This is a genomic window from Heyndrickxia shackletonii (assembly GCF_001420715.1).
Lineage (GTDB): Bacteria > Bacillota > Bacilli > Bacillales > Bacillaceae_C > Margalitia > Margalitia shackletonii.
Window position 1 is genome coordinate 907,557 of sequence record NZ_LJJC01000004.1, and the last position, 12,825, is coordinate 920,381.

Genomic DNA, 12,825 nt, shown 5'->3' on the forward strand with positions numbered 1-12,825 from the left:
TTTCCTCACCCTTCTATTAAATGACATTTTTTTGTCGTAAAACCTCTGTTACCTTTGTGCGGAGTTCATCCATATCGATAATGCTTTCAAGAACAACTACTTCACCCAAACCAGCGCCGCCTTCCGCGATGTCTTTTGCTAAGAAAAATACATCTGCATCACCAGGTGTTGCGGAACTTAAATCAGAGTGTTCTACTTCCACACCTGTAACACCTAACTCATCTAAAATTTGTTTAATATTCATTTCTACCATGAAGCTTGTTCCTAACCCTGATCCACAAACCGCTAAAATTTTCATTATTCTTCCTCTCCTTTTTTAATTAAATGGATGAGTTCTTCCGCTGTAGCAACTTCTTTCAGTGCTTGCAGAGAATCATCATTTGATAAGAATTTTGTTAACTGCGAGAGCGCTTTTAAATGTGTGTGATTATCAATTGCTGCTAAGCAAATGAAGATATCTGTCGGTCGCTCTTGGTCATCCAGTAGCAACACTGGTGTTTTTGTACGAAGAAATGACATGCCTAGCTGATTCACACCTTCCTCTGGACGCGCGTGAGGGATGGCAATTCCTTTTCCAAGATAGATATACGCTCCAATATCGGTTACTTTTTTAATCATTGCATCGATATAAGTGTTTTGGATTTTTTGCGTTTTTTGTAATGGTTCGGCAGCCATTCGAATAGCTGTTTTCCAATCAAGGGGTTCATCCGTAAATTGGATCATATCTTTTGTAAGAATCTCTGAAAGCATGGGAGCATATCTCCTTTCTGTTGATTTCTTGATCCATAGTTTCGTAGAGATGGCTTCATATAATTTTTTTTCCTCTTTCACATCTGCATAACGATGAATGATTTCCATTAATTCTTCGACTGAAACCGTTCGATAATCTAATGAGCTAAAATCAGTAGCTACTGCTTGAATAAGGAAATTTTTCTCAACCGTACTCAGTAACGGTTGCATTAAATATAATGGTTTCGGCGAAGCAAGATAAACGGTTGAAAAGATCATGTCATAGCTATCCGGATCCATTTCCTTCGCCTGTTCTAGAGATGTTGGATTGGAAAATGAAATTTCCGGAAAAATTTGCTGCAATTGAGATCGCATCATTAGGGATGAGCTGATCCCATTTGGGCACACAATTAAGGCACGATATTGTCGTGGCTCTTTTTTACGTTCAGCGAACTGGCCACCAAAATGAAGAGTGAAGTACCCAACCTCTTCATCGGAGATCATCTTCTGGGTTGATTGTTCTAATGGGAACAACGCTTTCTTAACAAAGGAAAATAATTCTTTGTGTTCCTCTTTAATTTTGTCAATAAGCGGGTTCGCGATTGGAATCCCAAATTGTATTCGAAAATACGCTGGAACAAGATGGGCATACAGGCTATCCCTTAACTTTGCTTTTTCATTAATCGTAATTAAAGTGATCCTTTCAAAATGCTCGATGATTTCATCGGCAATTTTTATGAGCAATGGATCTTGAATTTCTTTTGATGACCCTTGGACAGCAGACAATAATTGAATGGTTATATACAAGGATTCACCTTGAATTGTTTCACCAAACAAATCATAGGCTAATTGTGTTCCCATTTCGTATAAAGGTTGTTTTATAACAAGTGTCCGTTTTTCTTCGGGATAATCGATTGCCTGCCTTTGATGTCTTTCTTTTATAAAAGCCAGCAAATAACAAAGCTCTTCAATCCGATCGTTTACAAACTGTACAGAAAACTGTTTCGCAAGGGTCTCCATTTTTCTCCGGATACCCTCAATCTCTAAATCCTTTTTCCAATTTGCCATAATATGCTCGATGCCTAATCGACCGAGCGGTAATTGTAAAATGGATCCTAAGCAAAGAGATGCAATCCGACGTTTGTCTTCTTCTGTGCCCTTAAGATGGTAGCCATTTGTACGATTGTATAGCAATTCTACATTCATAGATTGGCAAAACTCACGTACCTTCTTTACATCTGTTAATGCAGTATTTCGACTAACTTGTAATAATGATTGATAATGCATATTAGAAACAGGTTCACTACGTATAAACGTATACAGATAAATTAAATAAACTCTTTCTGTTTCTTGAAAAAATAATTGATTTTTTTTGATAGGTAAATTTCCTTTCTGCCACCTTTCTATAAGTGAATCATCCACTTTAAAATGATTATCCACTAGTTTGATAGGAGGAAGCTTAATGTCTATCAATCCATCATTTAATTTTTCAAGATCATAGTGAAATTGACGAGGCGATAATTTCAGTTTTCGCATTAATTCCGGAATTGCTGTGCGACGATATTGGATCATTTGGTCTAGTAATTGTATGGAGCGGTGATCAAACATGATTTATCCTCCTCATAAACATCATAATTTGTAAACGTTTTCTTCGCTATTGTCATTGGGTCCAATCAATGTTTTGAAAAAATTTTTTAATTGGACTCTTCTAAAATATTCTTTTTAAAAAGTATACGAGGAGAGTACTTGCATGTCATTTTTTGAGGGGATGTTTGCTTTGTGTGACTTTTTTTGAAAGCTAGTAAATTTAGTATGGGTCTATAATGGTAAAAAGGGTCAATTAGATATCTTTACTGAAGAGACTCATTGTCATTTAATAGAAATAAAGGATTTCGTGTCCGCTAGTGATTGGTCATCTGAGTTTGGCGGACACCCGTTCCGTTATTTGCGCCAAAATGGGTGTATTTATGCTATTTGCGGACATAGGTTCCGTTATTTTGTAAAAAGGGAGTAGTTTCCCTGTGTTTTTCCCTAAATAGCGTACTCAGTGTCCACTAAACCCTTAAAATAGGGTTATTTCATAGAAATAACGGATTCCATGTCCGCTAATGATTTTAAACACATTATCAAAACTACTTATTTTAAAAGCCGGCCATTAAATGGTGGTAGTGTGATGGAGAGGCTTGGTATGATTACAATTGGTCAGGCCCCAGCTTCCTTGCTGAATTTGGAATCGGAACAAATGAAAAAGCTAGAATTACAGGAGTAGTATTGGAAGATGAAAAAGTATACGGAACCATCCATGTAGCCTTCGGAAGCAATAATACTTTTGGCGGCACTATCTCTGCAGGGGTTCAAATTGATGGAGTTGTAAATAAACCGGATGTTTTTATTGATGATGAGCAGATTATGCATCAAGGGAATATTGCTGGTGCTTGAGATTTCTATTAAAAATAATTAGCCCACATTATGGATACATTTTATTATGCAATTCAGTTGTGAAATATTCTAAAGGCACAAAGTATAGTCACTTTGTGCCTGCTTGCATTCAAGGAACCGTACAGCTAATTTAATGAAGAAGTAGAACTTCTAATAACTATTTCAGGATCATAAATAATTGATTTTTGCCTCATGACATCCGGATTATTTTGTTCTACCGCAGATACAATCCATTTAGCAGCATCGATTCCCATTTGCATCTTTGGATGGGTAATGGATGTCAGTTTCACTTCCGAAGCTTCAGCCAATGAGGAATCATCATATCCGACGATGGAGATATCTTCTGGAACGCTCATCTTCAGTTCTCTAAGAATATCCAGTACGGATAATGCAATTTGATCATTATAACAAATAATGCCAGTAGGCTTCTTGGAAGAAATTAATAAAGCTTTTATTTTTTCTAATAATCCGTTATTAAGTTCTTCTGTTGTATAGGTAATAATCATTTCTGGGGACAACGGAATACCATTTTCTCTAAATGCCCGGATAAATCCTTGCATCCGGTAAACACCTTGTAAATCATCTGTTTTAAAAATTCCAATAATTTTCCGGTGATTTAATTTAAGTAAATGTTCCGTCGCAATAAATCCGCCCTTCTCATCATCTACAATAATATGTGGAGGAGCTAGTTGCGAATAAAATTGGTTAATCATTAAGTAAGGGATGTTTTTTTGTTCCAATTCCAGATAGTAATTCATGTTGGGATTGAAGCTGCCGCTTTTTGTCGGCTCCACAATAAGCCCATCGATGTTTCTGCTCAGCATACTTTGCAAGCACTGTTTTTCTTTTTCCAAATCGTTATCCGTGCATGCCAGCGTTAAAGAATATCCCATATCAGTTAAGTAGGATTCAATCCCCTTTATAATGGAAGGAAAAATATAATCGGAAATATAGGTTGTAATAATGCCTATGTTTTTTCCATTTACCGCTGGCTGCAGAGTACCTGTTTGTTGATTTTGTTCGAATCTATTTGAACAAAACGTTCCTGCACCTTGTTCTCTATACAACCATCCTTCGTGAACCAAATCGCCGATAGCTTGACGGACAGTATGACGGCTTACCCCTAACATTTTTACGAGCTCATTTTCAGAGTATATTTTTTCTCCAGGCTTTACATCCCCATTTAGAATCCAACTTTTTATCTTTTCTTTCACCATATTATATTTCGTTTGTTGCGCCATTTTTTCACCACTTTCCAATAAAAAACAAACAGTAACTACTTATACGTACAATTATTATAATATACAACATTTTAAAAAGATACTACTAAATTCACAGCATAAAATGCTAATCTTCATTAATATAAATAATTTATAAAAGACTAATAAATCAATGTTTATATAAAGAATCAAGATATTTGATTCGTACAAATTGGGCGAATTATGTGATAAATTCCGTTGACATGTACGAACAAGTGTAATATATTTATGTGTAATTAGATAACGCTTTCATCTTTGTTGTTACATAAGGAGCAGGAATTTTTTAAATTGTATGAGTTATGGACAAATGGGGACGATGCATTGAAGGTCTTCCGTATTCTAGTATTGATGAATAAATGCTATTTGGCAAGTGCTTTATAAGAAAGTGCGGGCGCATTGTTCATTCACTAGCCGGGCTCCGGGTTTTACATAAGGAAAAATTTTATGCTTCCTTATTCTTTAAAAGGTGAACTAGCACGAGAACAAATATCATTTGAATGTTTGAGAGGATTCTATTCCAGAAAGGTGTGATGTCATGGTTAAATATACGATTGGTGTGGATTATGGTACGCAATCAGGCAGAGCTGTTCTTGTTGAAGTTGGAACAGGCAAAGAGGTTGCGACTGCTGTAAAGGAATATACTCACGGTGTAATGGATGAATTTTTACCCGATGGAAAGACCAAATTAGGAATTGATTGGGCATTGCAACATCCTGCAGACTATTTAGAAGTTTTGCAGTGTACCATTCCAGAAGTATTAAAGAAAGCGAATGTTTCTCCGGATCATGTTATTGGATTGGGAATTGATTTTACAGCGTGTACTGTACTCCCGATAGATTGCAATGGAACACCGCTATGTATGACAGCGGAATTTTCGAGTAACCCGCATAGTTATGTGAAGCTTTGGAAGCATCATGCTGCACAGGAGGAGGCCAATCGGCTGAATGAAATCGCGGAAAAGAGAGGGGAAATATTCCTTCAACGATATGGTGGAAAAATCTCTTCTGAATGGATGTTCCCAAAACTATGGCAAATTTTGAATGAGGCGCCGGAAATTTATCAAGCTGCAGATCAAATGGTAGAGGCCGCAGATTGGGTGATTTACCAATTAACTGGTGAATTAAAAAGAAATAGTTGTACAGCTGGTTATAAGGCAATTTGGCATAAGCAGGATGGATATCCTTCAAGGGAATTCTTCAAAGCACTTGATCCAAGATTGGAAAATGTTGTAGAAGAAAAATTATCGTCAACCATTGTACCGATTGGTTCGAAGGCAGGGGAAATAACGGAAAAAGCAGCAAAGCTTACCGGATTATGTGCAGGAACAGCTGTTGCAGTTGCGAACGTTGATGCCCATGTGTCATTACCAGCGGTGGGAATTACGGAACCGGGGAAATTACTTATGATTATGGGAACCTCTACTTGTCATATTTTATTAGGAGACGAGGAAAAAGTCGTTCCAGGTATGTGCGGGGTAGTGGAAGATGGTGTTATTCCCGGGTTCATGGGGTATGAAGCTGGGCAATCATGTGTTGGGGATCATTTTGAATGGTTTACCGAAAATTGTGTTCCATCCAGTTATTATGAGGAAGCGAATCAATTAGGGATCAGTATTCATCAATTGTTAACAGATAAGGCGAGTACATTACAAGTTGGGGAAAGCGGGCTGCTTGCGTTGGATTGGTGGAATGGAAACCGGTCCACTCTAGTGGATGCTGATTTAACAGGTGTGTTATTAGGGGCAACATTACTTACAAAGCCGGAAGAAATTTATCGCGCATTGATCGAAGCGACAGCCTTTGGTACGAAAATGATTGTCGAAACATTCCGTAAATATGGTGTGCCAATTAATGAAGTATATGCATGCGGCGGCATTGCCGAGAAAAATGCCTTTATGATGCAAATATACTCCGACGTATTAAATATGGATGTAAAGATTTCCGCTTCGTCACAAACACCGGCATTAGGTTCAGCAATGTTTGGTGCAGTCGCTGCCGGAATCGAACGTGGCGGTTACGAAAGTATTTCTGCAGCTGCCAAAGACATGGGCGGAGTCAAGGAAGCAATCTATCAACCTATTAAAGAAAACGTTGAAGTGTATGATCAGCTTTATAAGGAATATGCTCGTCTTTATGACTATTTCGGCCGCGGTGAAAATAACGTGATGAAAGTGTTAAAACAAATAAAATCAAGAAGTTCTCAAAGTAATAAGGGGGAAACCGTATGTTAGAGCACTTGAAAAAAGAGGTGTTGGAAGCGAACCTCATGCTGCCTAAACATGGTTTAGTAACCTTCACATGGGGAAACGTAAGTGGAATTGACCGGGAACAGGGGCTTGTTGTAATAAAACCAAGCGGTGTTAAGTATGAAGAATTGCAGCTTGAAGATCTGGTTGTAGTAGATTTGGATGGTCAAATTATTGAAGGTTCCTTAAGACCTTCTTCGGATACACCGACACATTTAGTTCTGTATCGAGAGTTTCCTAATATAGGAGGAATTGTTCATACACATTCACCGTGGGCAACAAGCTGGGCACAAGCGGGACTTCCTATTCCTGCACTCGGAACGACACATGCGGACTATTACTATGGTGAAATTCCATGTACACGCGGATTAACAAAGGAAGAGATTCAAAAAGCTTATGAACTGGAAACCGGTAAGGTCATTATTGAAGCCTTTGAAACAGGCGGGATGGAACCATTGTCCATGCCGGGTGTTCTTGTATCTGGTCATGCCCCATTCTGCTGGGGAAAGAATGCGAGTGAAGCGGTGCATAATGCAGTCGTCTTAGAGGAAGTAGCAAAAATGGCGATACATACCGTTCAGCTTAATCCGCAAGTTACCCCAATTGATCAGTTTTTATTAAATAAGCATTATCTTCGCAAGCATGGAGAAAATGCTTATTACGGGCAGAAAAAGTAGTAAAACGTTTTTAACATTAATGTAACTTGTACGCATGAGTTAGAAAAATAACTAGATTACTAAGGAGGAAACAAGGTTGTTAACAACAAAAACATATGAATTTTGGTTTGTAACAGGAAGTCAATTGCTGTATGGAGAAGATGTTTTAAAAACAGTTGAACAGAATGCAAGAGAAATGGTTAACGGTTTAGATAAAGACTCATCCATTCCTTATAAGCTTGTATTTAAATCGGTTGTAAAGGATGCCGATTCGATCCTTAAGCTTTTTTTAGAAGCGAATGCTGCGGAAAATTGTGCTGGTGTCGTGACATGGATGCATACATTCTCCCCATCAAAAATGTGGATTGCTGGTTTGTCCGCTGCACAAAAACCGCTTTTACATTTAAATACGCAATTTAATCGCGATATCCCATGGGATTCTATTGATATGGATTTTATGAATTTAAATCAGTCCGCTCATGGTGATCGTGAACACGGATTTATAGCAAGCCGTTTGAATGTAAAGCGCAAGGTGATTGTGGGTCACTGGGAAAACCAAGAGGTACGGGAGAGAATCGGCAGCTGGATGAGAACTGCGGTAGCTTTATCAGAAAGCAAAAATTTAAAGGTTGCTAGATTCGGAGATAATATGCGCCAAGTGGCCGTTACAGAAGGGGATAAAATAGAGGCGCAAATCAAATTTGGCTGGACCGTTGATGGCTATGGGATTGGCGACCTCGTGCAACGAATGAACGATGTGACCGAGCAAGAGGTTAATAAGCTTGTTGCCGAGTATGAAAAGCTTTATGAAATCGCTCCTGAAGGATTGAAGGAAGGAGAGGTAAGGGAATCCATTCGATATCAGGCCAGAATTGAACTTGGATTGAAAGCCTTTTTAACAGAGGGAGGTTACACTGCTTTCACCACAACCTTTGAAGATTTACATGGCATGCTCCAGCTTCCAGGTCTAGCTGCCCAGCGATTAATGGAACAGGGCTATGGATTTGCCGGTGAAGGGGATTGGAAAACCGCTGCTCTGGTAAGATTAATGAAAATTATTGCCGGAAATGAAGGAACCTCTTTCATGGAAGACTATACCTATCATTTTGAAGCCGGAAATGAAATGGTTCTTGGTTCCCATATGCTCGAGATTTGTCCAACAATAGCCGCAACTCGTCCGAAAATAGAAGTTCATCCGCTTGGAATCGGCGGCAAGGAGGATCCGGCACGCTTTGTTTTTGATGGCAGAAGCGGAGCAGCCATAGTTGCGACCGTTGTGGACCTTGGACACCGTTTCCGTCTTGTTGTCAATGAGGTCGATGCACTTCAGCCGGACAAGGAAATGCCGAAGCTGCCTGTTGCAAGAGTCCTGTGGAAAACACAGCCATCGTTAAGTCAAGCGGTTGAAAACTGGGTGCAGGCAGGCGGGGCACATCATACATGCTTCTCTTATAAAGTAACGAGCGAGCAATTGCGAGATTTTGCAGCGTTAACTGGAATTGAGATGGTTTTAATCAATAATGAGACAAATACTCATGCCTTTACAAATGAATTACGATGGAATGATGTTGTATATCGATAAAGTGACACCGTGCTTTTAGCGACTGGGAAAAGGGGAGAATGGATATGACGAATAATAAAGCGAAAATGATTTTAGAAAAGGACTTTAAAATTTCAGAAATTGATAATCGTATTTACGGTTCCTTTATCGAACATCTGGGGCGTGCTGTTTATGGCGGAATTTATGAACCTGGTCATCCGCAAGCAGATGAAAATGGCTTCCGTCAAGATGTTATTGAAATGGTAAAAGAACTTCAAGTACCGATAGTCAGGTATCCCGGAGGAAATTTTGTTTCCGGGTATAACTGGGAGGATGGGGTCGGACCGGTAGAAAACCGTCCTCGCAGATTAGACTTAGCTTGGCGTACTACAGAAACGAATGAAATGGGAACAAATGAATTTATGAAGTGGGCAAAGCTTGTAAATGCAGAAGTGAATATGGCGGTAAATCTCGGAACACGCGGTATCGATGCTGCTAGGAATCTTGTGGAGTATTGTAATCATCCCGGTGGTTCCTACTACAGTGATTTACGGATTTCCCATGGTTACAAGGAGCCGCATAAAATTAAGACATGGTGCTTAGGAAATGAAATGGACGGACCTTGGCAAATTGGTCATAAAACAGCTGCTGAGTATGGACGAATTGCCCAAGAAGCAGCAAAGGTGATGAAGTGGGTGGATCCTACTATTGAGCTTGTCGCATGCGGAAGCTCTAATCGTAATATGCCGACTTTTGCAGATTGGGAAGCAACGGTTCTTGATTATACGTATGACCATGTTGATTATATTTCGCTCCACCAATATTACGGGAATCGTGATAATGATATCGCCAACTATTTGGCATTATCACTTGAGATGGATGATTTTATCCGATCGGTTATTTCCATTGCTGACTATATTAAAGCAAAAAAACGCGGTAAAAAGAACATTAATCTATCTTTTGACGAATGGAATGTTTGGTATCACAGTAATGAGGCGGATAAATTAATCGAACCGTGGAGCATCGCACCTCCACAACTGGAGGATCATTATAATTTTGAAGATGCCCTGTTGGTAGGCTGTATGCTAATTACGATGTTAAAGCACGCTGACCGTTTAAAGATTGCTTGTCTCGCCCAGTTAGTGAATGTTATTGCGCCAATTATGACGGAAGAGAATGGTCCAGCGTGGAAACAAACGATCTTCTATCCATATATGCACACATCTGTTTATGGCAGGGGTGTTTCGTTAAATCCAATCATTTCAAGTCCGAAATATGATAGCAAAGATTTTACGGATGTTCCATACTTAGAAGCAACGGCTGTATATAATGAAGAAAATGAACAATTAACGATATTTGCAGTGAACCGTCATTTACAAGATAGTTTACATCTTGAATGTGATATTCGTAATTTTGAAGATTATGAGGTTATCGAACATATTGTCCTCGAAAATGACGATTTAAAACAAACGAATTCAGCCAAAGATACACCAGTGGCACCTCATTCGAATGGAAACGCCGCAATCGATGGCGGTTTGGTTACAGCTGCATTGCCGAAGTTATCCTGGAACGTGATTCGTTTAGCTAAGCGTAAATAAATTCATTCGCTTTTCTTTCGATTTTAATGATGGAAAGTATTTTTCCTATCAATTAATCAGGAGGGGTTCGATTGGAATCATTCATATCGAAGATTGCCACTCTAGCAGAAAATTGTCATTGCGGTAATCATCATCCGATTACTATTGAAAAAATAACAGTCGGCAATGAAATGTTAAAAGATGCGGTTCGCTATATAGGAGAAAAAAACTATCAAAAGGTAAAAATCATTGTTGATAACCACACTTTTCAAGCAGCAGGGAAAGAGCTAGCAAATCAATTGGAAAGGGCTGATATTCCCTTTACTACATGTTATATCCTTCCTGACGAGAATCAAGATATTATTGCCGATGAAAGGGCATTGGTCCAAGTGCTGTTAGAATCATCCAAAGAAACGGATGTCATGGTTGCAGTTGGGGCGGGAACGATTCACGATATTGTTCGTTTTTGCAGTACAAAGATGGGAATTCCCTTTATTTCCATTCCTACTGCACCGTCTGTTGATGGCTTTACCTCAATGGGTGCTCCTTTAATCGTCAGAGGGGAAAAGAAAACTTTCCAAATGTCTTCACCAATTGCTATATTTGCAGATTTGACGGTTTTGAAGAATGCACCAAGAAAAATGATTGCAGCCGGCTTTGGAGATATGATAGCAAAATTTACTTCTTTAGCGGACTGGAAATTTGGTCATCTTGTTGGCGGTGAGCCATATTGCAAAGCTGCGGCTCAAATTACCCGAGATGCACTAAATGCAAGTGTTAAAAATGTAGAAAAAATAAAAAAAGGTGATGAGGAAGGAATTCAAATATTAATAGAATCCCTGATTGCATCCGGTCTGGCGATGCTTTTATTTGGGCACTCACATCCTGCCTCAGCCGGCGAACATCATCTTTCTCATTACTGGGAAATGGAATTCCTGCGGCAAAAACGCGCAGCGGTCCTGCATGGGGCTAAAGTAGGGATTGCTGCTTCCATTCTTGCAAAAATCTATAAATCAGAGTTCCTGCCATTCATTTGTAACGGAATGGAGGGAATAGACGAGAATTTGTATATAAAAATCAAGGAACATAAAGAAGAAATCAAGGCAGTTTATGAGCAAATACCGGATAGTATTTTGCTTCGCAAGTGGGTAGAGCAGCTGGGCGGTGAAACCCATCCTGAACAGCTTGGAATTGAGAATGATCTTGTCATAAAGGGATTAAATGAAGCACATAAACTAAGAGACCGTTTTACGGCTTTAAAATTTTTGAATGAAATCGTTAAAATAAGGCGCGAATTTGCCAGTGAAATTTTGTAAGGAAGTGAACATATGTCAAAAGCAGCAGCTTATAAAAATCCCATTATGGAACAACGGGCAGACCCGTTTATTTATAAACATACAGATGGTTATTACTATTTTACCGGATCCGTTCCGGAATATGACAGAATCGAGGTCAGGAGAGCTAAAACGATACAGGAGCTTGGCACAGCCAGTCCCGTTGTAATATGGAGAAAATATAACAATGGGCCAATGAGTGCTAATATATGGGCACCTGAAATTCATTATATTGACGGAAACTGGTATATCTATTTTGCGGCTGCAAGAGAGGATGCGATTTTTGACCACCGAATGTATGTCCTGGAAAATAAATCAGCAAATCCTTTAGAGGGGCATTGGACCGAAAAAGGCCAAGTCAAAACGGATTGGGAATCCTTCTCCCTCGATGCCACTACATTTGAACATAAAGGGGAAAGGTATTACGTTTGGGCCCAAAAAGATCCGAATATAGCAGGAAACTCTAACCTCTACATTGCGAGAATGGTCAATCCTTGGACTATCGAAGCTCCACAAGTAATGATTACAAAGCCAGAATATGATTGGGAAAAGATTGGATTTATGGTTAATGAAGGTGCAGCCGTTCTAAAGCGAAACGGAAAGATCTTTCTTACATACTCAGCGAGTGCAACAGATGCTAATTATTGCATGGGATTGTTAACAGCAGATGAGTCTAGCGATCTACTAAATATAAAATCATGGAGTAAATCGGAAAAACCTATTTTTCAAACAAACGAGAAAAATGGTTTATTTGGCCCTGGTCATAATAGTTTTACTGTATCTGAAGATGGAAGTACAGATATTTTAATCTTTCATGCCCGCCATTATCAGGAGATTGAAGGCGACCCGCTTTGGGATCCAAACCGTCATACTCATGCACAGATGATTTCTTGGAATGAAGATGGAACTCCGCATTTTGGTGATCCACATATTTAAGGGGCAGCTACAATGTCCCTAGTTTTTTAATAGACTAAATATCTAACAATTTTTTGTAAAGGAGTAATATTATTTATGTTTCACAACATGCAAAATACCATACAAGTTGA

9 protein-coding genes and 1 pseudogene are annotated in these 12,825 nt (G+C 39.0%); 7 read left to right on the plus strand and 3 right to left on the minus strand.

The annotated features are described in order from the left end of the window. Positions 1-16 precede the first annotated feature (16 nt). On the minus strand, positions 17-298 hold the full coding sequence (locus tag AN964_RS04475) for a PTS sugar transporter subunit IIB (protein WP_055738556.1): 282 nt from the start codon (positions 296-298) through the stop codon (positions 17-19). Then, positions 298-2,337, minus strand: a complete 2,040-nt coding sequence (locus AN964_RS04480) for a BglG family transcription antiterminator (RefSeq protein ID WP_055738557.1) — start codon at positions 2,335-2,337, stop codon at positions 298-300. The genes AN964_RS04475 and AN964_RS04480 overlap by 1 nt, the downstream gene beginning before the upstream one ends. A gap of 609 nt (positions 2,338-2,946) precedes the next feature. Here AN964_RS04480 and AN964_RS25325 point away from each other — a divergent pair. Then, positions 2,947-3,168 (plus strand): annotated as a pseudogene (locus AN964_RS25325) (aminopeptidase); the annotation flags it as partial. 125 nt (positions 3,169-3,293) lie between these two features. Here the strand turns inward: AN964_RS25325 and AN964_RS04485 are convergent. Continuing rightward, complete coding sequence (locus tag AN964_RS04485; protein ID WP_055738558.1) at positions 3,294-4,409, minus strand: GntR family transcriptional regulator; 1,116 nt, start codon at positions 4,407-4,409, stop codon at positions 3,294-3,296. A 553-nt stretch (positions 4,410-4,962) separates the two neighbouring features. Between AN964_RS04485 and araB the strand changes: the two genes are divergently transcribed. From araB to AN964_RS04515, 6 genes are all read left to right on the plus strand, one after another. Continuing rightward, complete coding sequence (gene araB, locus AN964_RS04490) at positions 4,963-6,657, plus strand: ribulokinase (RefSeq protein ID WP_055738559.1); 1,695 nt, start codon at positions 4,963-4,965, stop codon at positions 6,655-6,657. Then, positions 6,651-7,349, plus strand: a complete 699-nt coding sequence (gene araD / locus AN964_RS04495; RefSeq protein ID WP_055738560.1) for an L-ribulose-5-phosphate 4-epimerase — start codon at positions 6,651-6,653, stop codon at positions 7,347-7,349. The genes araB and araD overlap by 7 nt, the downstream gene beginning before the upstream one ends. A gap of 76 nt (positions 7,350-7,425) precedes the next feature. Beyond that, a complete protein-coding gene (araA, locus tag AN964_RS04500) occupies positions 7,426-8,910 on the plus strand; it encodes an L-arabinose isomerase (protein WP_055738561.1) in 1,485 nt (494 codons plus the stop codon). A 44-nt stretch (positions 8,911-8,954) separates the two neighbouring features. After that, complete coding sequence (arfA, locus tag AN964_RS04505) at positions 8,955-10,466, plus strand: arabinosylfuranosidase ArfA (protein ID WP_055738562.1); 1,512 nt, start codon at positions 8,955-8,957, stop codon at positions 10,464-10,466. Between the two features lie 71 nt (positions 10,467-10,537). After that, positions 10,538-11,761: a sn-glycerol-1-phosphate dehydrogenase gene (locus AN964_RS04510; protein WP_055738563.1), complete on the plus strand. Its 1,224-nt coding sequence runs from the start codon at positions 10,538-10,540 to the stop codon at positions 11,759-11,761. A 12-nt stretch (positions 11,762-11,773) separates the two neighbouring features. Further along, positions 11,774-12,715: a glycoside hydrolase family 43 protein gene (locus tag AN964_RS04515; RefSeq protein ID WP_055738564.1), complete on the plus strand. Its 942-nt coding sequence runs from the start codon at positions 11,774-11,776 to the stop codon at positions 12,713-12,715. Positions 12,716-12,825: the final 110 nt, after the last annotated feature.